Raw genomic sequence first — 25,811 nt, 5'->3', positions numbered from 1 at the left:
ACGTCCGGAGGAGGAGCACGGTGGAGACGTGAGGGCATACCGGGGGACCTGGAACGCGCTGCTCGCCGCGTCGGCCGTGTTCGCCCTCTTCGTCGGCGGACCGCAGCTCGGCTGGCGGGGACTGCTCGGGGCGGTCCTGATGCTCGCCGGTCTGGGCCTCATGTTCGGGCTCTCCTTCGCCGAGGGCGGGCAGCGATGGCGCTTCGTCGGGCGCTGCACCGCGTGGTTCGCCGTCGGCGGGCTGCTGCTGGCCGGCCTGCCGCACGCCCTCGGCAATGCGGCGCTGCTCGTCCTGCCCCTGCTGGGGATCACGAGCCCGCCGGTCGTGGACCGCGGCCTGCGGTGGCTGCGCAAGCGCTCGCCCCCGCCGGCTGCCGGGGACGTGGTCCGGCTGAGCGACCGCGACCTGGAACGGCGCTGGCGACAGACCTCGGACCAGCTGCACGACCGACGTACGAGTCCCGCGGCGGCGCTCCAGCTCGTCCGCGAGCGGGAGCGACTCCTCGACGAGATGGAGCGGCGCGACCCGGACGGGTTCGCGACCCACCTGGTGCGGGCCGGCTGGCGCAGCGCCGGGTCCGTCGTGGAGTGATGTCGCGTCGAGCGACGACGGAAGAGATGGAAGGGACGGGGCATGTATGCGTTCAAGGGAGACCAGATCGTCCTGAGCGACGGATCGTCGCGCCGGGCGGAGGTGCTCGCCGGGGTCCACTCCGACGGGCACCCGCCGTTCTGGGTGCGCTGGGCGGACACGGGCGAGGAGGACCTCTGCTCCCGACGGCCGCCGCCGAGGTCGAGCACGCGGGTCCGACGTACCCGCCGGAGTACGACGCGGACCGGTGACGTCGCCGCAGGACGCCGGCTGCGCCGGATCCGGGCCGAGGATCGGGTCCCTGCGGTGGGGCCCAAGGACCCTGTCGGCCCGGGGCGCGCCAGGTCGACCATGGAAGGAGAGCAGGGAGGGCACCATGCTGCTGAACACCGCGGAGACCGTGGTCGTGGCCGTGGCTGACAAGGACGCGGAGGCCTGCCTCGCCTTTGCCGTCGCCGACGTGCGCAGGCGCGGGGGTCGCGTGCGACTCGTGCACGTCGTACCCGTCCTGGAGCTTCCGACGTCGTCGGAGCCGATGGTGGTGGACGGTGACACGCTTCGACGGGCCGGATCGGACGTGACCGACGAGCTCGCGGCGACGCTGGAGCACGAGCTTCCGGACACCGTCGTCGTGCCGACGCTGATGTCCGGGCCGACCGTCCCCGAGCTCGTCGGCGCCGCTCGCGGTGCCCGGGCGATCGTCCTGCAGCGCCGACGTCGCGGGTGGCGCCGGGTGGTGGCCCTGTCCACGGCGAACGGCGTGGCCGCACACGCCCCGGTCCCGGTGGTGGTCGTCCCGGGCGAGTGGAGCCCCGACGAGGCGAGCGACGCGGCCGTGGTCGTGGGTGTCGACGACGTCCTGACCGCGCCCCACCTCCTCGCCACCGCCCTCGACGAGGCACGCCAGCGCCGCGCGCGGCTCCGGATCGTGCACGCCTGGCACTACGACGACGCCTACGAGGACCTCCTCCTCGCGGGCGATGTGGTCCGCAGGATCGAGGACGAGCTGCGCCGCGACCTCGACCGGGAGCTGGCGCCGACCCTGCACAAGAACCCGGACGTCGCCGTCGAGCTGGTCGTGCAGCACGCGCGGGCGGCCGACGCGCTGACCCGGGAGTCCGAGTCGGCGGGGCTGCTCGTCCTCGGACGGCACCGGCCGCTGCTGTCGTGGGGCCCGCACCTCGGCTCGGTCGTGCGCGCCGTGATCCGGGAGTCCGCGTGCCCCGTCATGGTCGTCGACCCGGCCGCGACCCGACCCTCGCAGCACCAGACCACTGGTTGAGGCGCGGCCGTGCGTCCCGCCGGAGCACCCGGAGCTCGCGCCGACGTGCTGCTGTCGGACGGCAGCGTGGCGTCGCTCCGGCCCGCCGTCGAGGCCGACCGCGCGGCACTCGTGGCGCTCCACGAGCGGATCAGCATCGAGAACGTGCGTCTCCGGTTCTTCTCCGCCATGCGGGACGCCGGCGCCCGGTACGTGCAGCACGTCCTGGACACCCCGGAGACCATCGCCCTCGTCGTCGAGCGCCGCGGCGAGCTGGTCGCGCTGGGTACGGCGGAGATCGTCGGTCCCGCCACGGCCGAGGTCGCGTTCGTCGTCGCGGACGAGAGCCACGCCCTGGGGATCGGGAGCCTGTTGCTGGAGCACCTGGCCGCCGCCGGCCGCGACCGGGGCATCCGCCGGTTCACGGCCGAGGTCCTCGCCGACAACGGGGCCATGCTCCGGGTGCTGCACGACGCCGGCTTCGCCTCCTCGAGCCGCATCGAGGGCGGATGCGTCCAGGTCGAGATGGACACGGCGGCGTCGGCCGAGGCCGTGCGGGCCGCCGACGAGCGTGAGTCCCGCTCGGAGGCGCGGTCGTTGCGCCCGGTGCTGGCGCCGCGGTCGGTGGCCGTGGTGGGCGTGCGCCGCGACGGCTCCGGCGTCGGCGCCGCCGTGCTGCGCGCCCTCGTCGCGGGTGGGTTCACCGGCGACGTGCACGTCGTGCACCGGGACGGCGGGTCGATCGAGGGGATCGACGCCGTACCCAGCCTCTCGGCGATCGGGACGGGTGTCGATCTCGTGGTCGTCGCCGTACCGGCGGACGCCGTGCCGGCCGTGCTGGAGGACGCCGTACGGGCCGGGTGCCGCGGGGCGGTCGTGCTGTCCTCCGGCTTCGCCGAGCTCGGTGCGGAGGGCGAGGCGCTGCAACGCCGCATGCTCGACCTCGCGCGGGCCAGCAGCATGCGCCTGGTGGGTCCCAACTGCCTGGGCCTGATGAACACCGACCCGGTGGTGCGGCTCAACGCGACGTTCAGCGCCGCGATCCCGCCTCCGGGCGGGCTCGCCCTCGCGTCGCAGTCCGGCGGCGTCGCGATCGTGCTGGCCGACCTCGCCCGCGAGCACGGCGTCGGGGTCGGGCTGCTCGTCTCGCTCGGCAACAAGGTGGACATCTCCGGCAACGACCTGCTGGCCGCCTGGCGCGACGACCCCGGGGTCCGGGCCGCCGGCCTCTACCTGGAGTCCTTCGGCAACGCGGCGAAGTTCGCGCGGATCGCTCGGGGATTCAGCGAGCGCAAGCCCCTCCTCGCCGTCGTCGGCGGCCGGTCGCCGGGAGGACGACGCGGCGGCGCCTCCCACACGGCCGCAGCGGCGACGCCGGCGGTGGCGACCCGCGCCCTGTTCGCGCAGGCAGGCGTGCTGGCGTGCGAGACCGCCGAGCAGCTGGTCGAGTGCGCCCTGCTCCTCGAGCAGCAGCCTCGCCCCGGCGGCCGCCGCGTCGCGATCATCAGCAACGCCGGGGGCATGGGCGTGCTCGCCGCCGACACGGCCGAGGCGGCCGGCCTCCTCGTGTCCGAGCTCTCGGTTCGTCTGCAGGCCGACCTCGCCGGTCGGGCCCCGGGCACACCGGGCACCTCCAACCCCGTCGATGCCGGCGCGGGAGCCGCACCGGAGGCGGTGGCGGCCCTGGCCGACGAGCTGCTCGCCTCCGACGAGGTCGACGCTCTCCTTGTCGTCCTCGTCGCCACGGCCGTCACCGACGCGACCGGGACGGTGCGACTGCTGGCAGACGTACGTCGTGGGCGAGCCGACAAGCCGGTGCTCCTCGTGCCGCTCGGCGGGCTGGACGTCCCGGCGCTCGAGGGCATCACGACGTACCGCACGGCCGCCGCTGCGCTGGGAGCACTCGCCCGGGTCGCGGTGTACGAGGAGTGGCGGAGCGAGCCACACACGCCGGACCTGCCGGACGACCCGGATCGGGGTCACCGCGTGCGCGCCGCGCTCGACCGGCTGATCGGCGACCGACCGGACGGCGGCTGGCTCGACGCCGACGAGCGCGGACCGGTGCTGGGGGAGTACGCCCTGGTGCCGGAGGGCGTCGTGGTCACGGGCGCGGCCGAGGCAGAGGCAGCGGCGGCCCGCATCGGCTACCCGGTGGCGGTCAAGACCGCACACCATTCAGCGGTGCACCGGACCGAGCAGGGCCTCGTCAGGACCGGCCTCACGACGCCGGAGGAGGTGCGGGACGCGGTCCTGATGTTCGACCGGGCACTGGGTGGTCCGTCGCCGGTCCTCGTCCAGCCGATGGTGGCGGGCGTCGAGATGGCGATCGGGATCGTGCAGGACCCCCGCTTCGGGCCGCTCGTGATGATCGGTGCCGGGGGAGTCGCGACCGAGGTGCTCGACGACCGGACCTTCCTCGTCCCGCCCGTGACGGCGCGCGACGCGTCCCGTGCGGTCCGGTCGCTCCGCGTTTGGCCGGTCCTCGACGGCTACCGCGGCAGCGCGCGGGCCGACGTCGACGGCCTCGTCGACCTGCTGGTCCGGGTCGCGCGGATGGCGGAGGAGGCTCCCGCGGTGGCCGAGCTCGACCTCAACCCGGTCGTCGTCGACGCGACCGCGTGCCACCTGGTGGACGTCAAGGCGCGGCTCGACACCGGACCGGTGCCCGACGCGGGCATCCCGCGCCGGCTGCGGCGGCCCTCCTGATCAGATCTCCTCCGGGACCATCGTGATCGCGCCCGCCGGGCACTCCGCGGCGCAGATGCCGCAGCCCTTGCAGTAGTCGAGATCGATCACGTACGGCGTCGCGGGGTCGTCGGTCTTGATCACCGCGTCGTCCGGGCACATGCCGAAGCAGTTGTCGCACGCGAAGCAGGTGCCGCAGGACAGGCAGCGGCGGGCCTCGTAGAGGGCGGTCCCGGCGTCGAGGCCCTGCACCACCTCGTCGAAGGTCGACGCCCGTCGGGCGGCCTCGAGCACCGGACGGTGCGCACGTGGAGCGTCCGTGTAGTACCACGGGTGCAGGAGGTCGTACGTCGCCGCGTCGGCCGACCGCTCGGGCTCCGGCTGGTCGCCGCGCAGCCAGGCATCGATCGAGGCCGCCGCGCGCCGACCGTGCCCGACGGCGTACGTCGCGGACCGGACGTCGGGCACCATGTCGCCACCCGCGAACAGGCCCGGTCGTCCGGTCATCAGGTGCTCGTCGACGGACAGGACGCCGTCGACCGACTCGACCCCGGTGACGCTGTCGAGGAAGCCGAGGTCGGTGTCCTGTCCGAGGGCGAGGACCAGGGCGTCGGCGTCGAGGTGGTCCAGCTGCCCCGTCGGTCGCGGGAAGCCCGCCTCGTCGAGCTCCATGCGCTCGATCGTCAGGCCGCCGGCGTCCATGTCGGCGACGGTCGAGAGCCACGTGAACCGCACGCCCTCCGCCTCCGCCTCCGAGACCTCCGACGGGTGGGCGGGCATGCGGTCGCGGGTGCGGCGGTACACGACGACGGCGTCCTCGGCACCGAGCCTCCGCGCCGTGCGGGCGGCGTCCATGGCGGTGTTGCCGCCGCCGTAGACCGCCACGCGGCGCCCGAGCAGCGGACGATCTCCCTCCGACACGTCGTGCAGCAGCTGCACGGCGTCGAGCACGCGCGCGGCCGACCCGGCAGGCAGGTAGGTCCGCCGACCGAGCTGGGCGCCGACGGCGAGGAAGCAGGCGTCGAACCGGCCGTCCGTCAGGTCGGCGTCGAGGTCGGTGACGGGGGAGCCGAGGCGCAGGGTGACGCCGAGGTCGACGATCCGATCGACCTCGGCGTCGAGCACGTCACGCGGGAGGCGGTACGCCGGGATGCCGTAGCGCATCATGCCGCCGGGCTGCGCTGCCGCGTCGGCGACGGTGACGTCGTGCCCGAGGCGGACGAGGTGGTACGCCGCGCTCAGCCCGGCCGGCCCGGCGCCGACGACGAGCACACGTCGTCCGGACGGCGGCCGCAACGCCGCGACGGACCAGCCCTGGCGGATGGCCTCGTCGCCGAGGAAGCGCTCGACGGAGTTGATGCCGACCGCCTCGTCCAGGGTTCCGCGGTTGCAGGCGGTCTCGCACGGGTGGTAGCAGATCCGGCCCATGACGGCCGGGAAGGGGTTCACCTCCATGATCCGCCGCCACGCGCGCTCGTAGCCTGCGTCGCCGTCCTCGGCGTCGCGGAGCCACTCGCGCACGTCCTCGCCCCCCGGACATCCTTCGGCGCAGGGCGGTCGGAGGGAGACGTACACGGGGCGCTCGGTGCGCCAGGTGCCGGTGTGGTTGGCGCGGCTGGTGCCGACGCCCAGGGTGATCGCGAAGGGGTGGTGGTCCATGACGGCCTCCTCAGCTCGTGGCCTCGAGCAGCCCGAAGCGGGCGATGTTCCGGTCGGCCAGCTGCTGGATGCGGGCGACGAGGTCGGGTCGCGGGTGCTCCCCGAACAGGTGCGCGTAGCGCCCCTGCAGCCGCAGGTAGTCGTCGACGGGCACCAGCCGGCGGATGGGCGTGACCGCGGTGACCTCGCCGTGCTCCGCCTCGAAGAGCGGGAAGATGCCCGACTCGGTGGCCAGCCGCGCGATCCGGACGGTGTCCGCCGAGTCGGACGCCCAGCCGAGCGGGCAGGGCACGAGCACGTGCAGGTAGCGGGCCCCGTGGAGCTGCATCGCCCGGGTGACCTTGTGCTCGAGGTCGTGGAGGTCGGCGACCGACGCGGTCGCGACGTACGGGATCTCGTGCGCCATGGCGATCAAGGGCGCGAACTTGCCCTGCCCGAAGCGAGCGCCGGGCGGGTCGCCCAGGTCCGAGGTCGTCGCCGTGCGCGCCGCCGGCGGTGTGGCGCCGGAGCGCTGGACGCCGGTGTTCATGTAGCCCTGGTTGTCGTAGCAGACGAACAGGACGTCGTCGTCGCGCTCGAACATGCCGGACAGGCACGCGAAGCCGATGTCGACGGTGCCCCCGTCGCCGGCCTGCCCGACGACCCGGGTCTCTCGCCCCAGCGCCTTCAGGCCCGCCGCCACGCCGGAGGCGACCGCCGGCGCGTTCCCGAAGAGGGAGTGCAGCCAGGGGACCTGCCACGCGGACTCGGGGTACGGCGACGAGAAGACCTCCAGGCAGCCGGTCGCGTTGACGGTGACGAGATCGCCCGCGGCGGCGCGGACGGCGCTGTCGAGGACGAACCGCGCCCCCAGCGCCTCGCCGCAGCCCCGGCAGGCGCGGTGGCCGCGGGTGATGGACCGGGGCCGGTCGGATCCGGCCTGGACGGTCTGCTCCTCGGGCGGCAGCAGCCGGTTGCCGACCCCGAAGGTCCCGATCTGGTACAGCTTCGACTCACGCATGGCTCCTCCTCACGCGAGCGCCGCACGAGCGAGCAGCCCGTGGTCGAGGTCGAGGAAGTGCAGCCGGCCCGGGAGGATCCGCCTCGCCTGGACGTCCTCGACGAGCCGGAGCAGGCTGGCCCGGCGCACCGGCCGGCCGCCGAGGCCGGCGACGACCTCGACCACCTCGGTCGATCGGCCGTGGAGTGCGTCCCGGACGTCCCTACTCAGGATGCTGCCGCGTCCCGGGCTGAAGGCACGCTCGATCACGATCACCCGGCGTGCGCCGGCGAGTGCGGTCCGGACCGCGTCGGCCGGCCAGGGACGGAAGCACGTGACGGCGACGGAGCCGACGGGCATGCCCCGGTCGCGCAGCTGGTCGACGACCTCGTCGGCGGCACCCGTCGCCGAGCCCATGGTCACGAGCACGGTCTCGGCGTCCCGGGTGCGGTGGGCGCTGACCAGGCCACCGGCCCGGCGGCCGAAGCGGCGGTGGAAGTCGTACGCGACCTGTGGGGCGACGTGGAGCGCGCGCGACAGCCGCTGGTGCGACAGGTAGCGCACCTCCGTGAACGCCTCCGGCCCCACCATCGCGCCGATCGTCATCGGGTCGGCGGGATCGAGCACCTGGCGCGGGACGAAGGGCGGCACGAACGCGTCGACCGCCTCCTGGGTCGGGACGACGACCTCCTCGACCGCATGCGTGAGGACGAAGCCGTCCAGGCACACCATCACCGGGACCGACAGCCGCTCGGCCAGCGCGAACGCCTGCACGTGGAGGTCGACCGCCTCCTGCGCCGACGCGGCGTGCAGCTGGACCCAGCCGGCGTCCCGCAGCGCCATGGAGTCGGAGTGGTCGTTCCAGATGTTGATGGGCGCGCCGATCGCCCGGTTGGCCACGGTCATCACGATCGGGAGTCCGAGCCCGGCGGCGTTGTGGACGGCCTCGGCCATGTAGAGAAGGCCCTGGCTGGCGCTGGCCGTGTAGGCGCGAGCGCCGACGGCGGAGGCACCGATGCAGGCCGACATGGCGGCGAACTCGGACTCGACGGTCAGGTACTCGCACCGGTCGAGCTCGCCGGAGCGCACCAGGTCGGAGAGACCCTCGACGATGTGGGTCTGCGGGGAGATCGGGTACGCCGCGATGACGTTCGGGCGGCAGCGGGCGACCGTCCGGGCGACGGCTCTCGAGACCTCCAGCTGCTCACGCACGACCGCTCATCTCCCGGTAGCCGAGCTGGGTGGTCATCGCGGCGTGCGCCCTCGCGGCGACCTCGATGTTGTCCTCGGCGATCGTCGATGCGAACCGCTGGCGGATCGCCTCGGTCAGCGCCTCCAGGCTGACCACGCAGGTCAGCGCGCACAGGGCGCCCAGGAGCGCCGTGTTGGGCAGCGGCCGGCCGAGCACAGCGCGGGCCAGGTCGCCGCCCGCGAAGGTGACGACCCGGCCGCTCGCCGCGCCGTCGGCGACGGGGGACAGGTGGAGATCGTCGACGGCGCGGGAGGAGTTGATCAGCACGTACGTCGTGGGCCGCGCTCCGTCGAGCACGGGCACGACGTGGAGCAGCGTCGGGTCCTGCACGACGATCGCGTCGGGATGGTCCACGGGCTCGTGGAAGCGGATCGGCGTCTGCGAGATCCGGCAGAAGGACGTCACGGGGGCGCCGGTCCGCTCCGAGCCGAAGGTCGGGATGGCCTGGGCGTGCAGGCCGCTGTCGAAGGCGGCGACCGAGAGCATCTCGGCCGCCGTCACGACCCCCTGGCCGCCCCTCCCGTGGAATCGGACGTCGAACACGATGTCACCCCCTGGTCACCGTCCGGCTCCCACGAGCCTGGCCAGGTCGGCCAGGCGACACGTGTAGCCCCACTCGTTGTCGTACCAGCCGAAGACCTTCGCGAAGCGGCCCGAGGCCTGGGTGAGCTCGGCGTCGAAGACGCACGAGGCCGGATCGCCGACGATGTCGGACGACACGACCGGCTCCGGCTCGTAGCGCAGTCGTCCGGCCAGCGGGCCGAGTGCCGCTGCGGTCGCGAACGCGTCGTTGACCTCCGTCGGGGTGACCTCACGCTCCAGCAGCACGGCGAGGTCGACCAGCGAGCCGTCGACGACGGGGACGCGGAGCGCCACGCCGTCCAGCCTCCCGGCGAGCGCCGGGAGCACCTGTCCGACGGCGCGCGCCGCGCCGGTCGTGGTCGGCACGATGTTGACGGCCGCCGAGCGCGCCCGCCGCGGATCCTTGTGCGGGCCGTCGAGGAGGTTCTGGTCGCCGGTGTAGGCATGCACCGTCGTCATGAACCCGTGCTCCACCCCGAAGGCGTCGTGGAGGACCTTGACCATGGGTGCGACGCAGTTCGTGGTGCACGACGCGTTGGAGACGACCACATGGCGGGCGGGGTCGTAGACCTCGTCGTTCACGCCCATGACGATCGTGGCGTCCACCTGCTTGCCCGGAGCCGACAGCACGACCCTGGGCGCGCCGGCCGCCACGTGCGCCGCCAGCTCCGTACGGGTCCGGAACCTGCCCGTGGCGTCGACGACGAGATCGACGTTGTGATCTGCCCAGGGAAGTCGAGCGGGATCCCGCTCCTGGCTGATGGCCACCTTGCGGTCGTCGACGAGAAGCAGGCCCTGCTCGTGGCGCACCTCGGCAGCGAAGCGTCCGAACGTGCTGTCCCGCTGCAGCAGCCGGACGATCTGGGCCGGGTCCGCCACGTCGTTGACGGCGACGACCTCCAGCTCCTCGTCCTGCTCAGCGATGCGGACGAGCGCGCGGCCGATCCGCCCCATGCCGTTGATGCCGATCCTGATGGTCACGACGACCCCTTTCCTCCCGGTGTCGGTGCACCTCTCTGCGCTCTCCTGACGGTCCCCGGCGCGGCACGGCCTGCGCAGGGCCCAAGGTCATCTGCTGGTGGCGACGTTCTGCCCGGCGGCCGCGACGGCCGCGTCCCGGCCGCGCTCCATGTCCGGCAGGTACCGGCCGTGGCGGGCGGCGCCGTTCAGCCAGGCGCGCTCGAGCAGGGCGTCCTGGGCTGCCTCGACGTTCGTCTCGTCGCCGTCCCACGTGTCCAGGACCGGAGCCTGGAGGGCCCGGCCGTAGGAGAAGCTCAGCTCCCAGGGCTGGGGGCTGCGCCGGTTGAGCGCGTCGAGGCGGGCCGTCGCCTGCTCGGGGGTCTGTCCGCCGGAGAGGAAGACGATGCCGGGCACCGACGCCGGGACCGTGTCGCGCAGCACCGCGAGGGTCCGTGCGGCGATCTCGGTGTCGTGGACGTCCTCGCCGCACTGGGTGCCGGGCAGCACCATGTTGGGCTTGAGCAGGGTGCCGGCGAGGTCCACGCGCTGGCGGGCGAGCTGGTCGTAGACCGTGCGGAGCACGGTGGTCGTCACCGAGGCGCACGTGTGGATCGAGTGCGTCCCGTCCATGAGCACCTCGGGCTCCACGACCGGGACCAGGCCGGCCTCCTGCGCGAGCGCGGCGTACCGCGCCAGGGCATGGGCGTTGGCCTCGACGCAGCCCGGCGTCGGGAGGGCGGCGCCGATGCGGATGACGGCACGCCACTTCGCGAACCGCGCGCCCAGGGCGGCGTACTCGCGGAGTCGGTCGCGCAGGCCGTCGAGCCCGTCGGTGACCACCTCGTCGGGGAAGCCGGCGAGCGGCCTCGTGCCGGCGTCGACCTTGATGCCCGGGATGATGCCGGCGTCCGCGAGCGCCCGGGGGACGGGGGTGCCGTCGGTGGTGTGCTGGCGGATCGTCTCGTCGAAGAGGATGACGCCGCTGACGTGCTCACTCAGGCCGGGAGCCGTGAACAGCAGCTCCCGGTAGCGACGGCGCACCTGCTCGGTCGACTCGACGCCGATGCGGGCGAGGCGTTTCGCCATGGTGGGCAGGCTCTCGTCCGCGGCGAGGACTCCCTTGCCGGGTGCGACCAGTGCCTGGGCGGTGACGTGCAGGGAGATGGGGTTCATCGCGTGCCTCCTGGCATCTCATGAGTAGAAGAGCGCGACCTCGAGGGCGCCGTTGTCCCGTCGAGGCGCTGCTCGGCCTCGACGACGGTGCGCGTCGTGCGCAGGATGCTGTCGGGGTTGAGGCTCATCGAGTCGATGCCGATCTCGACGAGGAACTCCGCCATGTCGGGGTAGTCCGACGGCGCCTGGCCGCAGAGGCCGGAGTGGATGCCGTTGCGCCGGCAGCCCTCGACGGCGAGCCGGATCATCTGCTTCACGCCGGCGTCGCGCTCGTCGTAGTCGAACGCGACGATCGTGCTGTCGCGGTCGACGCCGAGCGTGAGCTGGGTGAGGTCGTTGGACCCGATCGAGAGCCCGTCGAACCGCTGAGCGAACTCGTCGACCAGGACCACGTTGTTCGGGATCTCGCACATCGCGAAGACCTGCAGCCCGTCGCGGCCGCGCTCCAGGCCGAGCTCGGCCATCCGCGCCAGGACGCGGTCGGCCTCGTCGATGCGCCGGACGAACGGGAGCATCAGCACGACGTTGGTCAGGCCCATCTCCTCGCGCACGCGCCGCATGGCCCGGCACTCGAGCTCGAAGCCCTCGGCGTACGCCGGGTGGGCGTAGCGCGACGCGCCCCGGAAGCCGAGCATCGGGTTCTCCTCGTCGGGCTCGAACCAGGAGCCACCGAGGAGGTTGGCGTACTCGTTGGTCTTGAAGTCCGACATGCGCACGACCACCGGCTTCGGGTGGAACGCCGCGGCGATGGTGCCGACGCCCTCCGAGAGCCGCTCGACGAAGTACGCCGCTCCGTCCGGGTGGCCCGTCACCAGGGCGCGGACCTGCGCGCGCTCGTCGTCGTCCTCGATCAGCTCGGGGTGCAGGAGGGCGAGCGGGTGGGCCTTGATGGCCTCGCTGATGATGAACTCCATGCGGGCCAGCCCGACGCCGTCGTTCGGCAGCATCGAGGTCCGGAACGCGAGGGCCGGGTTGCCGAGGTTGACCATGATGCGGGTGCTGGGACGAGGCAGGTCGGCGAGGTCGACGGCGTCGACGTGGAACGCGGCATCGCCGTCGTAGACCCGTCCGGTGTCGCCCTCGGCGCACGACACCGTGACCAGCGTTTCGTCGAGGAGCGTCGTCGTCGCGTCCTCGGTGCCGACCACGGCCGGCAGGCCGAGCTCGCGGGCGACGATGGCGGCGTGGCAGGTGCGTCCACCGCGGTCGGTGACCACGGCGGCCGCCGTCTTCATCACCGGCTCCCAGTCGGGGGTCGTGGTCTCGGCGACGAGCACCTCGCCAGGCCGGAAGTCCTGGAGGTGGTGGACGTCCTTGATGACCCGCACGCGTCCGGCCGCGAGCCGGTCGCCGACGGCGCGGCCGGTCACGAGCACGTCGCCGTGGGACTCCACGACGTACCTCTCGAGCGTGGTCGACGCGCGGGACGTGGCCGTCTCGGGGCGGGCCTGCACGACGTACGTCGCGCCGTCGGTCCCGTCCTTGGCCCACTCGATGTCCATGGGGTGCCCGTAGTGGTGCTCGATGGCGATCGCGGCGCCCGCGAGCTCGAGGACCTCGTCGTCGGTCAGGCAGTAGCGGTGCCGCTCGGCCGCGGGCGTCATCTCCGTGCGGGTGCCGGACGCCCCCGCCGTCACCATGCGGATCGCCTTCTCGCCGCGCCGGCGGCGCAGCACGGCCCGGAAGCCGGCCTCGTACGTCGGCTTGTGCACGTAGAACTCGTCGGGGTCGACCGCGCCCTGCACGACGGTCTCGCCCAGTCCCCAGGACGCGGTCAGGAACACCGCGTCGCGGTAGCCGGACTCCGTGTCGAGCGTGAAGATCACGCCCGAGCTCGCGAGGTCCGAGCGCACCATCTTCATCACGCCGACCGACAGGGCGACGCTCAGCTGGTCGTAGCCCTGGCGGTGCCGGTAATGGACGCCACGGTCGGTGAAGATGCTGGCGAAGCAGCGCCGGACCGCCTCGAGCAGTCCTTCCTCGTCGGCGACGTCGAGGAAGCTGTCGTGCTGACCCGCGAAGCTGGCCTCGGGCAGGTCCTCCGCCGTCGCGCTGCTGCGCACCGCGACCCGCAGGTCGGGTCCGTAGCGGTCGCGGAGGGCGCGGTACGCCGACAGCACCTGATCGCGCAGGTCGTCGGGCAGGCCGGCGTCGTACACGATCCGGCGGGCGCGCTCGGCGCGGTCCGCGAGGTCGACGACGTCGTCGGGGTCGAGGCCTGCGAACGTCGCCGTCAGCTCGGGCCACGCGCCGGCTTCGTCGAGCACGTGCCGGTAGGCCGCGGCGGTGATGGCGAAGCCGCCGGGGACGCGGACCCCGGCCGCCGACAGGTGCTGGTGCATCTCCCCGAGGGAGGCGTTCTTGCCGCCGACGAGGGCGATGTCGTCGCGGCCGATCCGGGCGAGGTCGAGCACGAGCTCGGGTGCGGGCATGACGGCCTCACTCCACCCGCACGGCCGGCCCGCGGCCGGTCGGGTCGTTGGCCTGGATGTCGGCGATGGTCGCGTCGAGCAGCTCGTGGACCAGTGCGGACAGGGCGCGGCAGACGGCGAGCTCGTCGCCGATCTCCGGGACGTCGCGGTCGCCGGGCCGGCGACGGGCCGTGCCGACGTGCCGGAGCTCGGTGCCGGCGTCGGTGCGCAGCACGACTTCGGCGCGGGTGGTGTCCTCCTGCTCGAAGAGGTCGACGTGCAGGTGCCAGGTCTTCGTGTGCATGGGGTCCTCCGTCTCGGATGGCGTGCCGGTGTCTCGAGCATCCGTCGGTCGCCGTGTGCCGGGCACGGGCGCTGGACCCGGCCGGCCCGGGACGTTGTCCCCTCCCGGAGCGCCGGTCGTCCCGCCGACCGTGGACGGTGGCGGGCCCGGAGCACGGGCCCAGCGCGGTGCCGCGAGGAGGACGAGATGAGCGACAAGGGATCCGGGGCCGCCGCCGGCGGTGGTGCCCTCTACGGACTGGGGATCCTCGGCGCGTGGGTCTACTTCTGGCAGCAGGCCGACGGGTTCTGGTGGCACGTCCTCGCGGTCCTCGAGGGCCTGGTCTGGCCGGCGTTCATGGTCTACGAGGCGTTCTCGGCCCTCGATTAGTCAGGATGACCCGGGACCCGAGTCCGTGGCAGGTCGGGTCGATCGCCTCTCCGCACCGCCCGCCGATCGCGTGACGCTGGGGAGCATGAGAGGACTGCGACTTCCCGTTCGTGCCCAGCCGACGCCGACAGACGCGACCGCCCCGGTCGGCGCCGCGGTCGCAGCCCGAGCCGTGCACGCGACGAAGGTCTACGGGTCCGGCGCCACCGCCGTGACGGCGCTCGACGACGTGACGATCGACATCCCCGGTGCGGAGTTCACGGCGGTCATGGGGCCGTCGGGATCGGGGAAGTCCACCCTGATGCACTGCCTCGCCGGCCTCGACACCGTGACCTCCGGCCGGATCTTCCTCGGGGGGACGGAGCTCGCCTCCCTGAGCGACCGCGAGCGGACGCTGCTGCGGCGGGACCGGCTGGGGTTCGTCTTCCAGTCGTTCAACCTCCTGCCCACGCTGAGCGCGGAGGAGAACATCCTGCTGCCCTGCGACCTGGCAGGACGCCGCCCCGACGCCGCCTGGTTCTCGACCGTCGTCGACGAGCTCGGTCTTCGGGACCGGCTGACCCACCGGCCCTCGGAGCTCTCCGGCGGGCAGCAGCAGCGCGTCGCCATCGGGCGCGCGCTCATCTCGCGGCCGGAGGTCCTGTTCGCCGACGAGCCGACCGGGGCGCTGGACTCCCGGGCCGGCGCCGACCTGCTGCGGTTCCTGCGTTCCGCGGTCGACGAGCTCGGCCAGACCATCGTCATGGTCACGCACGACCCCGGGGCCGCGGCGTACGCCGACCGCGTGGTCTTCCTGGCCGACGGGTCGATCGTCGCCCAGATGCGGGAGCCCACTCGTGACCTCGTCCTCGCGACGATGGGGCGACTGGCGGGGAGCTGACCGTGATCCGCTTCTCGCTGCGCTCCCTGGTGGTGAACAAGCTCCGCCTGCTGCTGACCGTCGCCTCCGTGACCGTCGGCGTCGCCTTCGTCGCCGGCACGTTCGTCCTGTCGGACACGATGGTGAAGGCGTTCGACGAGCTCTATGCCGGGCTGACGTCGGGGACCGACGTCGTCGTGCGGTCGGAGAGCGCCTACGACGCCGACGTGACGACGACCGGGGGACAGGTGCGTCCGCTCGACGAGGGGACGGTCGCGACCGTGCGCGCCGTGCCCGGTGTCGAGGTCGCCGAGGGCTCGGTCTTCGGCTTCGCCCTGATCATCGACAAGGCGGGTGAGCCGATCCAGCCCGGCGGCGCCCCGACGTTCGGCACGAGCATCCCGGTCGACCGCGATCTCTCCGGGGCCGGCACGATCCGCGAGGGACGGGCGCCGGTGGGTCCCGGCGAGGTGGTCATCGACGCGCGGACTGCGGCCAAGGCCGGGTTCGGGGTCGGTGACGACGTCGACGTCGTGTTCCAGGAGGGCCGGCGGACCTTCGACCTCGTCGGCATCGTCGGCTTCGGCGAGACCGACAGCCTCCTCGGCGCCACCATGACGGGCTTCGACCTGCCCACGGCGCAGCGCGTGCTCGGCAAGGTCGGCACGGTCGACGAGATCGACGTCCGCGCGGAGCCGGGAGTCGACGCGGAGGCACTGCGCGACCGGGTGACCGCGGTGCTACCGGACGGCGTCGAGGCCGTGACGGGCGATCAGGCCGCGGACGAGGGCACCGCCGCCGTCGAGGACGCCCTCGGGGTGTTCACGACCGTGCTGCTCGTCTTCGCCGGGGTGTCGCTGTTCGTGGGCACGTTCGTCATCTGGAACACCTTCACCGTGCTCGTCGCCCAGCGTCGACGCGAGGTCGCCCTGCTCCGCGCCGTCGGCGGCACCCGCCGCCAGGTGCTGGGCGGTGTGCTGCTCGAAGCGGCCGTGGTCGGTGTTCTCGCCGGGGCGCTCGGGCTCGGCGCCGGCGTCGGACTGGCGACCGGGATCCGGGCGCTGCTCGGCGTCATCGGCGTCGACGTCCCCAGCACGAGTGCGGCCGTCGAGCCGCGCACGGTGGTGGCGGCGTTCGCGGTCGGGCTCGGCGTCACGGCCGTCGCCGCGCTGCTCCCCGCCTGGTCCTCCGCCCGCGTCGCGCCGATGGAGGCGCTCCGCGATGCGGAGCCCACGGCCGGCAAGCTGGGGCTGGTCCGGCACGCCACGGGCTGGGCGCTGGTGGGCGTCGGCGCCGGCACCCTGGCGCTCGTCTCGGTCGTCGGCGACCAGCGCTGGTGGGCGGTGGTGGGAACGCTCACGACGTTCGCCGGCCTGGTCGTCGTCGGCCCGATGCTGGCGCGCGGCATGGCGCGGGTCGTCGGCCACAGCCGGCGCACCGCATGGCGGATGGCCGCGCGCAACGTCGTCCGCAGCTCGCGACGTGCGGCAGCGACCGCGCTCGCCCTCACCATCGGGCTCGCGGTCGTCACCGCGGTCGCCGTGGCCGCGGCGTCGCTCGAGGACTCCGTGTCCGAGGCGGTCCGGGCCGGCAACCGGTCCGACCTCGTCCTCGAGCCGGCCGGTGCGGGCCTGGGCATCAGCTCGTCCGTGGCGACGCTCCTGCGGTCGCGCGACGACATCGAGGCCGTGGTCGAGCAGCGCGAGTGGGGTGCCCAGATCGACGGCATGGAGCACCAGATCAGCGCCCTGAGCACGGACGGCCTCGAGCGGGTCGTCGACCTCGGGCTGGAGAGCGGCAGTCTCGATGACCTCCGACCGGGCAGCATGCTCGTGAGCTCCACCGAGGCCGAGCAGCTCGGGGTCGGGCCCGGGGACCCGGTCGTCGTCACGTTCCCCGAGACGGGCGACCGCGTGATGCGGGTGGCCGGCACGTTCAGCAAGGGGAGCTTCCTGAACGCGTCGTACGTGATCACGATCGACGACTTCGACGCGAACGTCACCTCGCGGCTCGACGCCGCGATCCTGCTGACGACGTCGCCCGGCGTCGGCGCCGACGATGCCAAGGAGCGCATCGAGGCCGCGCTCGCCGACTATCCGAACGTCACCGTGAACACGCCGGCAGACATCACCCGCAAGGCGCAGCAGTCGGTCGACCAGCTGCTGGGGATCGTGACCGCGCTGCTCCTGCTCGCCGTCGTGATCGCGGTCCTCGGGATCGTGAACACCCTGGTGCTCTCCGTCCTGGAGCGCACCCGTGAGCTGGGGCTCCTGAGAGCCGTCGGCGGGACCCGGGGCCAGGTGCGCGCGGTCGTACGCCGGGAGTCGGTCCTGATGTCCGTGCTCGGCGCACTCACCGGAGTCGCGCTCGGGGTCGCCGCGGGGGTCGCCCTGGCGAGGGCGCTGACCGCGGAGGGCATCACCACCGTGACGGTGCCACTGACGACCCTGGCCGTCTACGTCGCCGTGGCCATCGCCGTCGGGCTCCTCGCGGCGATCGGTCCCGCTCGCCGGGCGAGCCGCGTCGACGTGCTCTCGGCGGTCTCGGCGGAGTGACAGGACCGGGCGACGAGGCACTTGGTCCCGGCGCCGGCGGGCCTTCGGCCGTGGCGACGGCGGGGGCGGCGCGGAAGCGTGGAGGGAGAGGCAGAGCGTTGCCGGGGAGGTGGACAGATGTTCGCGGCAGTGGGTGACCGGTTGATCGTCCGGAGCAGTCACGTCGGTGGTGCGATCCGGGACGGCGAGGTGCTCGCGGTGCGTCGCGCGGACGGCTCGCCGCCGTACGTCGTGCGCTGGTCGGACACCGGACGGGAGGCCCTGGTCTACCCGGGTCCGGACGCCGAGGTCCACCACTACGAGCGGGTGGAGCGTGCTCGCGACCACGTCGGCGACGCGGACGTCTCATGAGTGCGCAGGAGATCGGCGTTCGACAGGTTGTCGCGCTGGAGCCCGACACGCCCGAGCCGACCGGCGAGGCGCCGCCCCTGCTGCGCCTCGAGCACGTCGACAAGTCGTTCGGGAACGTCCAGGCGCTGACGGACGTCTCGCTGGACGTGCCGGCCGGCCTCGTCACCGCGCTCGCCGGCGACAACGGCGCGGGGAAGTCCGTGCTGGTCAAGTGCATCTCCGGCATCCACCGCCCCGACCGGGGGGCCATCCGGTGGGAGGGCCGGGAGGTCCACCTGCGCGGACCCAAGGACGCCGCCGCCCTCGGCATCGAGACCGTCTACCAGGACCTCGCGCTCTGCGACAACCTCGACGTCGTCTCCAACATGTTCCTGGGCCGGGAGCGAGGTGCCCACGGCGTCCTCGACCAACCGAGCATGGAGGTGGCCGCGGGCCAGGCCCTGCGCGAGCTCGCCGTCACCACCATCCACTCGATCAGGCAGCCGGTCGCGTCGCTGTCGGGCGGCCAGCGCCAGTCGGTCGCGATCGCCAGGTCGGCGCTCTGGCACTCCCGTCTCGTGATCATGGACGAGCCGACCGCGGCGCTCGGTGTCGCCCAGACGGCCGTGGTGCTGGACCTGATCCGGCGCCTCGCCGCGCGCGGGGTCGCGGTCATCGTGATCTCCCACAACATGAACGACGTCTTCCAGGTCGCCGACCGCATCGCCGTGCTCTACCTGGGCCGGATGGTCGCCGTCCGGACGGTCGACGAGCTCGACCGGCGGACCGTCGTCGAGCTGATGACGGCGGGGGAGTCCGAACGACTGATGCCCACACGGCCTCGGTAGACGAGAGATCCGCAGGGCGGCCCCCGACAGCCGCCGCCCTGCGGATCCTGTTCGAGCGGGTCGTGGATCCGCTACGGCCTCGGCAGGACGAACGGGACCTGGTCGCCGGCAGCGACCGTGATCGTGTCGCCGTGGTGCCGGGTCACCTCGCCGTCGGCATAGGTCGCACCGGTGAAGTCCTCGAGCACGCGGGTGGGCTGGCCGGCCCGGAGCGTCGCCAGCGGCGCGTCCGTCTCGTCGAGCCATGCGATCAGCTGCCGGCCGAGCCGGTGCGCGAGGCCCGGCTTCGCGGCTGCCAGGTCGGTGGTCTCCCCGATGTCACTGGTCAGGTCGTAGAGCTCGAAGGAGCCGTCCGTGTACTCGTAGTACAGCTTCCATCGGCCGTCGCGGATGCTCGAAGCCGGGCCCTGCACGCCGACGTACCCCGGCAGGTGGTGGAAGTGGTCCCGGTTGATCTTCGTGCCCCTGCTGAACGCCGGCTTCAGGTCGATGCCGTCCAGCGGCACTCCGGCCGGCAGCTTCGCCTTCGCGTACGACGAGAGCGTCGAGTAGAGGTCCGTGCTGTTCACGAGCGTGTCGTTGGCACGGCCGCCGCCGCGGACGAGGTCCGGGTTCTTGCTCCACACGATCCACGGGACGCGCACGCCGCCTTCGTACATCTGGCCCTTGTCGGCGCGGAGCGGACCGTTGAACGCGCCGGAGTTGACCGGGTCCTCCTCGCCGCCGTTGTCCGACGTGAAGATCACGAGCGTGTTGTCGGCGAGGGGCTTGCCGCCGTTGCGCGGGTCCGGGGTCGACTCGAGATGGTCGATGATCCGGGCCACCGACTGGTCCACGCCCTCGGTCAGGGCGGCGTACGACGGCTTGGCGGGGTCCTCGCCGGGTGCCTTGGCGCGGTACTTCGCCAGCAGGTCCGGGCGGGCCTGGGCATCGTTGACCGGGAAGTGGGGCGCGTACTCGCTCACCCAGGCGAAGAACGGCTCGCCCTTGCTGCGGTCGATGAAGTCGAGCGTCGCGTCGGTCTGCGCGTCGGTCACGTGCTTGTCGGTGCCGACGAGGGCGTCGAGCTGGGCGTCCGTGACGCCGTCGCTGTACGGCGCGATGTTCTCGTCGACGTACTCCTGGGTGTAGTCGCCGGCGAACTGGTCGAGGGCGGGTGCGACCGAGTCGTTGAACTGGTCGTCGGTGGCGAAGTAGTAGGTGGCGTGCGAGTTCTGGCTCCCGCCCCAGCTCTCGTCGTACCCGTGGCTGGTCACGATCTCGTCGATCGAGCCGGTGACGTGGAACTTGCCCGTGTAGCCGGTTGTGTATCCGGCGTCCTGGAGCGTCTCGCCGATCGTCGTGTAGCCGACCGGGACGGCGGTCCTGCCGTCCTCGGCCAGGCGGCCCTGGGTGATCCCGCGCAACGGGGTGGTCGCTCCGCCCGTGATGCCGCCCACCGCGTAGACGTTGTTGGTCGGGCGCGTGGCGTACTGCCCGGTGTGCAGCGCCGTCCGCGTCGGGCTGCACTGGACCGAGGCGTAGGCCTCGGTGAACACCTGGCCCTCCTCGGCGAGCTGGTCGATCCGGGGGGTCTCGTTGAAGTCGTTGCCGTAGCCGCCGTTGGTCAGCCCGGTGCTCAGGTCGGCCCAGCCGAGGTCGTCGGCCATGACGAAGACGAGGTTCGGACGTGGTGCTCCGCCCGAGCCGGGCGCCGCACCCGCGGTGCTGGCCGGCGCAGGGCTGAGCACCGGAGCGACGCTCGCGAGTGTGAGCACGGCGGGCGCGGCGATCGCCGTGAGGAGATTCCGAGATGGCATCGAGGGGTTCCTCTCGTGGAGTAGGTTGCCCGGAATCTACAGTTAATAGATTGAATTAAGTAAGTAGTCCGCGATGCGATCATCGGAAGGTGCTCCGGCGTACCTGATCTAACTCGATCGGCCTACTGTAGTTTGGGGTCCATGACGACGCCTTCCGGGCTCGGGCGGCCGCTCCTGCCGATCGTCGAGCCGGGCCACGACGCACCCCCTCACGACGGTGGGCTCGTCGGCTCCTGCTGCGCCCCGACCGCCGCCCGGGCCGACATGGAGGCCGTCCCCCCGGTTCCGCTGGGGGAGCGGAGCACCCGCGGCCAGGTCCGGGTCCCCGGTGGCCTGTTCTGGATGGGCGACAGCCACGGCGACGGGTACGCCGCGGACGGCGAGCAGCCGGCGCACCGGGTCCGGCTCGCGCCGTACCTCATCGACACGAAAGCGGTGACGAACGCGCAGTTCGCCTCCTTCGTCAAGGCGACCGGCTACGTCACGGATGCCGAGCGCGACGGGGTGTCGGCGGTGTTCCACCTTGCGGTCGACGCCGCGCCGGCGGACATCCTGCGCCGCGCGGCGGGCGTCCCCTGGTGGCTGGCGGTGCGCGGTGCCGACTGGCGCCATCCGGCCGGCCCGCGGTCGACCATCGGCGACCTGCAGAACCACCCGGTCGTCCACGTGTCGTGGCGCGACGCCCGGGCCTACTGCCGCTGGGCCGGCAAGCGCCTGCCGACCGAGGCCGAGTGGGAGCACGCCGCCCGTGGCGGCCTCGACCGCGCGCGGTACCCCTGGGGCGACCAGCTCGCCCCGGACGGTCGGTGGCGCTGCAACATCTGGCAGGGCGAGTTCCCGCGGCGCAACACCCTCGACGACGGCTACCTCACCACGGCGCCGGTGACGGCCTTCCGGCCCAACGGCTACGGCCTGCACAACATGGTCGGCAACGTGTGGGAGTGGTGCCGCGACGCGTTCCGCGCGACCGAGTACGCCGACCGTGTGGCTGCAGATCCCGTCGTCGACCCGGTCGCGACGGAGCCCGCCGGGGTGGACGAGTCCCAGGTGCCGCGGGTCATGCGGGGCGGCTCGTATCTGTGTCACGACAGCTACTGCAACCGCTACCGCGTCGCTGCCCGCTCGTCCAACACCGCCGAGTCCTCCTCGGGAAACATCGGCTTCCGGTGCGCCAACGACGCGGCGTGAACGAGCTGCCTAGGTGCTCTTCAACGCCGTGAGCTGACGGGCGAGGTCGACGCGCACCTCGGCGTACCTCGGGTCGTCGTGGCGGCTCCCGAGCTGATCGGGATCGAGCCGCACGTCGTACAGCTCGACCTCGGGCGTGCCGCCGTCGACCGGGAACACCTCGGTGTACTGGTACCTCGGGGTGCGGATCGCGTACGACAGGTTCTCGCCGGTGCGCGGATGCCCCTCGAGCAGGACCGGACGGCCGTGCGCGACCCTGGGGTCGCGGGCGAGCGGGAGCAGCGAGATGCCGTCGACCGCGAGCTCTGGCGTCGCGCGGCCGGCCTGGGCGAACGTCGGCGCGAGGTCGACGTTGGAGACCAGCTGGGTGCGGGTCTCGCCCGCCGGGATGCCCGGTCCGCGCAGGATCAACGGCACCCGGGAGGCCGGGTCGTAGAGGAAGAACTTCTCCGACGGGATCCGGTGCTCCCCGTGGAAGTGCCCGTTGTCGGAGGTGAAGACGACCAGCGTGTTGTCCGCCTGACCGGTGGCGTCGAGCGCGTCGAGGAGCTGTCCCACCGCCTCGTCGACGGCGAGCAGCGATTCCAGCTGTTGCTGGTAGCGCTCCCGGCTGGCCGCCTGCACCGCGTCCGAGAGCAGCGGCCGGTTCCTGATGTGGCGGGGCTTGTCGGAGACGTCCGCCTCGTTGAACGACGGGGGTCGGGGCAACGGCTCCGAGGCGAAGGCGTCGCGGTGGCGGTCGGCGACCGCCGGCCCGAGCCCGTCTCCACCGGTGCCCGGATCGTCGGGCTCGCGCGGCGTGCCGAAGTGCGGTGCGAAGAAGTTGATCCAGGCGAAGAACGGCTTCCCGGTCGTGGCGGCGCGCTGCACGATGTCGACGGCCTTCTCGGCGTACACGTCGGTCTGGTACTGACCCTGGTAGCTCACCAGGGTGCCGTTCTCGTTGAGGACGGTGTTGCGGAACCCGTCGCCCGAGACCCGCACCTGCCAGTCGCTCCAGCCGGGCGGGATCTGGCTCGGGTCCGCCCGGCCGACCTCGTCGTAGTGGTTGATGTACTTGCCGAGCATCGCGGTGTGGTAGCCCGCCTGCTGGAGCCAGACGGCGACGGTGTTGCTCTGGTCGAGCTTCTCGACGCCGCCGTACGGCGGCTCGTTGCCGAACACGCCGTGGTGGTGGGCGTACTGCCCGGTCAGCAGGGTCGCGCGGGAGGGCGAGCACACCGGCCAGTTCGCGAAGCTGTTCGTGAAGGTCGTGCCCTGGTCGGCGATCAGGCGCTGCACGTTGGTCATCACGCGCATCGACTCGAGCGGTTGGTCGTCGGTCATGATGACCAGGATGTTCGGCCGTGGCCGGGACCCCGCCGTCGAGGAGGCGCCGGGCCATGGCGCCAGGGCCGCCGCCCCGGTCGCGATCCCGCCGGCCAGAGCGGTCCGTCTGGTCACTCCGCGATCGGCCATGCATCACTCCCGAGAGTCGTTGAACTGACAGCCCGCGGAACGCTAGCCACAAGAGTGCAGTAAGTAAAGAGATTCACTCAATTATTGGTCGGGCGAGTGCTTGCCGACGGATAGAACACGTTCTACTCTGGCCGCGTGATGACGTCCGCGACGAGGGTGGGGTTCGTCGGGCTCGGTGACATCGGCAAGCCGATGGCCCTCTGCCTGGCGCGCAGGCAGGAGTCGGCGGGCATCGAGCTGGCGGTGTTCGACCTCGCCGCACCTCCCGTCGAGGAGCTCGTGGCCGCCGGCGCGAAGGCGGCCGACGGGGTGGCGGCGCTGGCGGCCGAGTGCCATTTGCTCTGCGTCATGGTCAACAACGACGCCCAGGTCCGCTCGGTGGTCGCGGAGGCGCTCGACGCGGTCGGCGGACGCGAGGGCAGGCTGGTGATCCTGGTGCACTCGACCGTCGCGCCCGGCACGCCCGCCGAGCTCGCGTCGGTGGCGGAGCAGTCCGGCGTCGGCCTGCTCGACGCCCCGGTGTCGGGCGGGGCGATGGGCGCGGCCGACGGCGAGCTGGCGGTGCTGGTCGGCGGCGCGGACGACGACTTCGGATCGGCTCGGCCGGTCCTCGACGCGATGGCGAGCAAGGTCGTGCACGCGGGTCCGATCGGCGCGGGCACCCGGTTCAAGCTGGCGCGCAACCTCATGCACTACTCGGCGTTCGCCGCCGCCACCGAGGCCCAGCGGCTCGCCGAGGCGGCCGGCCTCGACATCGTGGCGCTCGGCGACGTCGTGCGCCACACCGACGCCCTGACGGGCGGGCCGGGCGCGATCATGCACCGCGAGACCACGGCTCCGCTGGAGCCGGGGTCCTTCTGGTGGGGCGTCTTCAGCCACGTGCGGCAGCTCGCGGACAAGGACCTCGAGGCGGCCATCGAGCTCGCGGACGAGCTCGGCGTGGACACGCCCTTCGCCCGCCTCGCGCGCGAGCGGCTCGCGCCGGGGCTGGGCTTCCCGGACGCGGACTGACGGCGTACGCCGGGTCGGCGTCGGCCACCGAATGGCCCGATCGGGTCATGCGGTGAGCGTCCGCGACCGGTTTCGATGGCGTGCATGCGCGGAGTCGAGGAGCAGGTCGTGCGCACCACGAGGCTGGCAGCCGGCACCGTCGCGTACTCGGTGGTCGGAGACGGGCCGCCGGTCGTCATGGGCGGGTGGTGGTGCAGCCACCTGACGCTGAACTGGCAGGACCCGACGTTCCGTGACTACGTCAGCCGGCTGGCCGCCGACCACGCCGTCGTCCGCTACGACCCGCCGGGCACCGGCGCGTCAGGTCCGGACGGCCGGGTCCCGCGGACGCTAGAGGACGCCGTCGAGGTGATGGCCGGCGTCGTCGACGCGCTCGGGCTCGACCGGTTCTCGATCGCCGCGGGCTCGTCCGGGGCCGGCGCCGCCGCGGCGTACACCGCGATGCATCCGGGGCAGGTCCGTCGCCTGGTCCTGTACGGCGCGTTCGCGCGGGGCCGCGACATCGCCCCCGACGACGCCCGCGACGCGGTGGTCGAGGTCATCAGGAGCCACTGGGGCCTCGGCTCGCGGGTGCTGGCGGACGTCTTCGTCCCGGGTGCCACCAGCGCCGAGCGGGAGAGGTTCGCGAGGCTCCAGCGCGAGTCCGCGACCCGGGAGCAGGCCGCGGCCTCGATGGAGGCGACCTACCAGCTCGACGTGACCGATCGGCTCGGCGAGATCCGCACTCCCACGACCGTGATCCATCGCCGGGGCGACCGGGCCGTGCCGTTCGCGCTGGGCGCCGACGTCGCCCGGCGGATCAAGGGCTCGACGTTCGTCGCGCTCGAGGGTGTCGACCACTTCCCGTGGCGTGGCGACGCGACGCTCGTGGCCGAGGCGGTCCTGCGCGGGCTCGGCCGGCACGTGCCGGAGAAGCCGGACCTCCCGGGCCCCGAGTCGATCACGCCGCGGGAGCGAGAGGTCCTGGAGCTCGTCGCCCAGGGGCTCACCGACGCCCAGATCGCGGAGCGGCTGGTCGTGAGCGCCCACACCGTCCACCGCCACATCGCCAACGCACGCACCAAGCTCGGCGTGCGGTCGCGGAGCGCGGCGGCGGTGACCATGGCCCGGCGCCCTCGGGAGTAGGCCGGAGGCTCAGGCGTCGGCGGCCACGCGCGCGTTGGCGAGGAAGTCGCGCAGGGTCTCCCGGCTGGCCGACAGGCACGCGATCCTCTCGTCGAGGGAGGCGACCTCCTCGGTCAGCATGTCCGCGAAGTCGCGGCTGCAGGCCTGGGTCCAGGTCGGCTTCTCCATCTCGAAGACGACGCGGATCAACCGGGTCGGCAGGCCGGCCGCGACGTGGTTGCGGATGCGGCGTACCCGCGCGACGTCGTCGTCGGAGTAGAGACGGTAGCCGTTGTCCCCGCGCTCGGGCGTGAGCAGGCCCTGGCTCTCGTAGTAGCGGATCATCCGCGTCGGCACACCGGTCCGCTCGGCGAGGTCTCCGATCTTCATGTGCTCACAGTCCTTGACATTGACATCAATGTCAATCTTTAC

Annotated in this window: 23 protein-coding genes; 12 read left to right on the top strand and 11 right to left on the bottom strand. The window is 72.9% G+C overall.

Annotated features, from left to right (window positions below; translation table 11 throughout):
* Positions 1-28: 28 nt before the first annotated feature.
* Genes ACFQQI_RS04965 through ACFQQI_RS04950 form a run of 4 tightly spaced genes read left to right on the top strand, consistent with a single transcriptional unit; the run spans position 29 to position 4,559 of the window.
* Positions 29-592: a hypothetical protein gene (locus tag ACFQQI_RS04965; protein WP_378558805.1), complete on the top strand. Its 564-nt coding sequence runs from the start codon at positions 29-31 to the stop codon at positions 590-592.
* A gap of 42 nt (positions 593-634) precedes the next feature.
* A complete protein-coding gene (locus tag ACFQQI_RS04960) occupies positions 635-1,012 on the top strand; it encodes a DUF1918 domain-containing protein (RefSeq protein WP_378558802.1) in 378 nt (125 codons plus the stop codon).
* A complete protein-coding gene (locus ACFQQI_RS04955) occupies positions 969-1,874 on the top strand; it encodes a universal stress protein (RefSeq protein WP_378558799.1) in 906 nt (301 codons plus the stop codon). Before ACFQQI_RS04960 ends, ACFQQI_RS04955 begins: the two co-directional genes overlap by 44 nt.
* A gap of 9 nt (positions 1,875-1,883) precedes the next feature.
* Complete coding sequence (locus tag ACFQQI_RS04950) at positions 1,884-4,559, top strand: GNAT family N-acetyltransferase (protein WP_378558796.1); 2,676 nt, start codon at positions 1,884-1,886, stop codon at positions 4,557-4,559.
* On the opposite strand, the gene ACFQQI_RS04945 is transcribed toward ACFQQI_RS04950, so the two are convergent.
* The 8 genes from ACFQQI_RS04945 to ACFQQI_RS04910 all read right to left on the bottom strand — a co-directional run bounded on the left by ACFQQI_RS04945 (position 4,560) and on the right by ACFQQI_RS04910 (position 13,858).
* The gene (locus ACFQQI_RS04945; RefSeq protein ID WP_378558794.1) at positions 4,560-6,197 is read right to left on the bottom strand and encodes an NAD(P)-binding protein; all 1,638 of its coding nucleotides are present in this window, start codon (positions 6,195-6,197) and stop codon (positions 4,560-4,562) included.
* Between the two features lie 10 nt (positions 6,198-6,207).
* Positions 6,208-7,197 carry a thiamine pyrophosphate-dependent enzyme gene (locus tag ACFQQI_RS04940; RefSeq protein WP_378558791.1) on the bottom strand — a complete coding sequence of 330 codons (990 nt, stop codon included), beginning with the start codon at positions 7,195-7,197 and terminating at the stop codon, positions 6,208-6,210.
* A 9-nt stretch (positions 7,198-7,206) separates the two neighbouring features.
* On the bottom strand, positions 7,207-8,388 hold the full coding sequence (gene porA / locus ACFQQI_RS04935) for a pyruvate ferredoxin oxidoreductase (RefSeq protein ID WP_378558789.1): 1,182 nt from the start codon (positions 8,386-8,388) through the stop codon (positions 7,207-7,209).
* Positions 8,381-8,971 carry a 2-oxoacid:acceptor oxidoreductase family protein gene (locus tag ACFQQI_RS04930; protein ID WP_378558786.1) on the bottom strand — a complete coding sequence of 197 codons (591 nt, stop codon included), beginning with the start codon at positions 8,969-8,971 and terminating at the stop codon, positions 8,381-8,383. Before ACFQQI_RS04930 ends, porA begins: the two co-directional genes overlap by 8 nt.
* Before the next feature lie 15 nt (positions 8,972-8,986).
* Positions 8,987-9,991 carry a type I glyceraldehyde-3-phosphate dehydrogenase gene (gap, locus tag ACFQQI_RS04925; RefSeq protein ID WP_378558783.1) on the bottom strand — a complete coding sequence of 335 codons (1,005 nt, stop codon included), beginning with the start codon at positions 9,989-9,991 and terminating at the stop codon, positions 8,987-8,989.
* Between the two features lie 87 nt (positions 9,992-10,078).
* A complete protein-coding gene (locus tag ACFQQI_RS04920; RefSeq protein WP_378558781.1) occupies positions 10,079-11,143 on the bottom strand; it encodes a class I fructose-bisphosphate aldolase in 1,065 nt (354 codons plus the stop codon).
* Positions 11,140-13,575: a phosphoenolpyruvate synthase gene (ppsA, locus tag ACFQQI_RS04915; RefSeq protein WP_378558778.1), complete on the bottom strand. Its 2,436-nt coding sequence runs from the start codon at positions 13,573-13,575 to the stop codon at positions 11,140-11,142. Before ppsA ends, ACFQQI_RS04920 begins: the two co-directional genes overlap by 4 nt.
* A 7-nt stretch (positions 13,576-13,582) precedes the next feature.
* Complete coding sequence (locus ACFQQI_RS04910; RefSeq protein ID WP_378558777.1) at positions 13,583-13,858, bottom strand: DUF1876 domain-containing protein; 276 nt, start codon at positions 13,856-13,858, stop codon at positions 13,583-13,585.
* A 186-nt stretch (positions 13,859-14,044) separates the two neighbouring features.
* Between ACFQQI_RS04910 and ACFQQI_RS04905 the strand changes: the two genes are divergently transcribed.
* From ACFQQI_RS04905 to ACFQQI_RS04885, 5 genes are all read left to right on the top strand, one after another.
* Positions 14,045-14,227 carry a hypothetical protein gene (locus ACFQQI_RS04905; protein ID WP_378558774.1) on the top strand — a complete coding sequence of 61 codons (183 nt, stop codon included), beginning with the start codon at positions 14,045-14,047 and terminating at the stop codon, positions 14,225-14,227.
* 85 nt (positions 14,228-14,312) lie between these two features.
* Positions 14,313-15,107, top strand: a complete 795-nt coding sequence (locus ACFQQI_RS04900; protein WP_378558771.1) for an ABC transporter ATP-binding protein — start codon at positions 14,313-14,315, stop codon at positions 15,105-15,107.
* 2 nt (positions 15,108-15,109) lie between these two features.
* Positions 15,110-17,641 carry an ABC transporter permease gene (locus ACFQQI_RS04895; RefSeq protein WP_378558768.1) on the top strand — a complete coding sequence of 844 codons (2,532 nt, stop codon included), beginning with the start codon at positions 15,110-15,112 and terminating at the stop codon, positions 17,639-17,641.
* A 117-nt stretch (positions 17,642-17,758) separates the two neighbouring features.
* Entirely contained in the window at positions 17,759-17,992 is a 234-nt protein-coding gene (locus ACFQQI_RS04890) for a DUF1918 domain-containing protein (protein WP_378558765.1), read from the top strand.
* A complete protein-coding gene (locus ACFQQI_RS04885; protein WP_378558763.1) occupies positions 17,989-18,819 on the top strand; it encodes an ATP-binding cassette domain-containing protein in 831 nt (276 codons plus the stop codon). The genes ACFQQI_RS04890 and ACFQQI_RS04885 overlap by 4 nt, the downstream gene beginning before the upstream one ends.
* Positions 18,820-18,890: 71 nt before the next feature.
* Here the strand turns inward: ACFQQI_RS04885 and ACFQQI_RS04880 are convergent, their stop codons facing one another.
* The gene (locus ACFQQI_RS04880; RefSeq protein WP_378558760.1) at positions 18,891-20,618 is read right to left on the bottom strand and encodes a sulfatase-like hydrolase/transferase; all 1,728 of its coding nucleotides are present in this window, start codon (positions 20,616-20,618) and stop codon (positions 18,891-18,893) included.
* Positions 20,619-20,759: 141 nt separating this feature from the next.
* Between ACFQQI_RS04880 and ACFQQI_RS04875 the strand changes: the two genes are divergently transcribed.
* Positions 20,760-21,806: a formylglycine-generating enzyme family protein gene (locus tag ACFQQI_RS04875; protein ID WP_378558757.1), complete on the top strand. Its 1,047-nt coding sequence runs from the start codon at positions 20,760-20,762 to the stop codon at positions 21,804-21,806.
* Between the two features lie 9 nt (positions 21,807-21,815).
* On the opposite strand, the gene ACFQQI_RS04870 is transcribed toward ACFQQI_RS04875, so the two are convergent.
* The gene (locus ACFQQI_RS04870; RefSeq protein ID WP_378558755.1) at positions 21,816-23,264 is read right to left on the bottom strand and encodes a sulfatase; all 1,449 of its coding nucleotides are present in this window, start codon (positions 23,262-23,264) and stop codon (positions 21,816-21,818) included.
* 138 nt (positions 23,265-23,402) lie between these two features.
* Between ACFQQI_RS04870 and ACFQQI_RS04865 the strand changes: the two genes are divergently transcribed.
* Both ACFQQI_RS04865 and ACFQQI_RS04860 read left to right on the top strand, forming a co-directional pair.
* Positions 23,403-24,275 (top strand): NAD(P)-dependent oxidoreductase, encoded by an 873-nt coding sequence (locus ACFQQI_RS04865; protein ID WP_378559872.1) that lies wholly within the window; start codon positions 23,403-23,405, stop codon positions 24,273-24,275.
* Positions 24,276-24,359: 84 nt separating this feature from the next.
* Positions 24,360-25,400, top strand: a complete 1,041-nt coding sequence (locus ACFQQI_RS04860; RefSeq protein WP_378558752.1) for an alpha/beta fold hydrolase — start codon at positions 24,360-24,362, stop codon at positions 25,398-25,400.
* 9 nt (positions 25,401-25,409) lie between these two features.
* Here the strand turns inward: ACFQQI_RS04860 and ACFQQI_RS04855 are convergent, their stop codons facing one another.
* The gene (locus tag ACFQQI_RS04855; RefSeq protein WP_378558749.1) at positions 25,410-25,769 is read right to left on the bottom strand and encodes a MerR family transcriptional regulator; all 360 of its coding nucleotides are present in this window, start codon (positions 25,767-25,769) and stop codon (positions 25,410-25,412) included.
* Between the last annotated feature and the right edge of the window lie 42 nt (positions 25,770-25,811).

Source organism: Nocardioides sp. GCM10030259 (assembly GCF_042666375.1).
Classification (GTDB): Bacteria; Actinomycetota; Actinomycetes; order Propionibacteriales; family Nocardioidaceae; genus Nocardioides.
This window is presented reverse-complemented; position numbering and strand designations above follow the sequence as displayed.

Bases quoted from the DNA above. Each gene is read 5' to 3' on its own strand.
- ppsA (WP_378558778.1), bottom strand. From the start codon at position 13,575: ATGCCCGCACCCGAGCTCGTGCTCGACCTCGCCCGGATCGGCCGCGAC.
- ACFQQI_RS04940 (WP_378558791.1), bottom strand. From the start codon at position 7,197: ATGCGTGAGTCGAAGCTGTACCAGATCGGGACCTTCGGGGTCGGCAAC.
- ACFQQI_RS04920 (WP_378558781.1), bottom strand. From the start codon at position 11,143: ATGAACCCCATCTCCCTGCACGTCACCGCCCAGGCACTGGTCGCACCC.
- ACFQQI_RS04875 (WP_378558757.1), top strand. From the start codon at position 20,760: ATGACGACGCCTTCCGGGCTCGGGCGGCCGCTCCTGCCGATCGTCGAG.
- ACFQQI_RS04945 (WP_378558794.1), bottom strand. From the start codon at position 6,197: ATGGACCACCACCCCTTCGCGATCACCCTGGGCGTCGGCACCAGCCGC.
- ACFQQI_RS04865 (WP_378559872.1), top strand. From the start codon at position 23,403: ATGACGTCCGCGACGAGGGTGGGGTTCGTCGGGCTCGGTGACATCGGC.
- ACFQQI_RS04880 (WP_378558760.1), bottom strand. From the start codon at position 20,618: ATGCCATCTCGGAATCTCCTCACGGCGATCGCCGCGCCCGCCGTGCTC.
- ACFQQI_RS04885 (WP_378558763.1), top strand. From the start codon at position 17,989: ATGAGTGCGCAGGAGATCGGCGTTCGACAGGTTGTCGCGCTGGAGCCC.
- ACFQQI_RS04910 (WP_378558777.1), bottom strand. From the start codon at position 13,858: ATGCACACGAAGACCTGGCACCTGCACGTCGACCTCTTCGAGCAGGAG.
- ACFQQI_RS04900 (WP_378558771.1), top strand. From the start codon at position 14,313: ATGAGAGGACTGCGACTTCCCGTTCGTGCCCAGCCGACGCCGACAGAC.
- ACFQQI_RS04960 (WP_378558802.1), top strand. From the start codon at position 635: ATGTATGCGTTCAAGGGAGACCAGATCGTCCTGAGCGACGGATCGTCG.
- ACFQQI_RS04890 (WP_378558765.1), top strand. From the start codon at position 17,759: ATGTTCGCGGCAGTGGGTGACCGGTTGATCGTCCGGAGCAGTCACGTC.
- ACFQQI_RS04870 (WP_378558755.1), bottom strand. From the start codon at position 23,264: ATGGCCGATCGCGGAGTGACCAGACGGACCGCTCTGGCCGGCGGGATC.
- ACFQQI_RS04955 (WP_378558799.1), top strand. From the start codon at position 969: ATGCTGCTGAACACCGCGGAGACCGTGGTCGTGGCCGTGGCTGACAAG.
- ACFQQI_RS04855 (WP_378558749.1), bottom strand. From the start codon at position 25,769: ATGAAGATCGGAGACCTCGCCGAGCGGACCGGTGTGCCGACGCGGATG.
- ACFQQI_RS04860 (WP_378558752.1), top strand. From the start codon at position 24,360: ATGCGCGGAGTCGAGGAGCAGGTCGTGCGCACCACGAGGCTGGCAGCC.
- ACFQQI_RS04905 (WP_378558774.1), top strand. From the start codon at position 14,045: ATGAGCGACAAGGGATCCGGGGCCGCCGCCGGCGGTGGTGCCCTCTAC.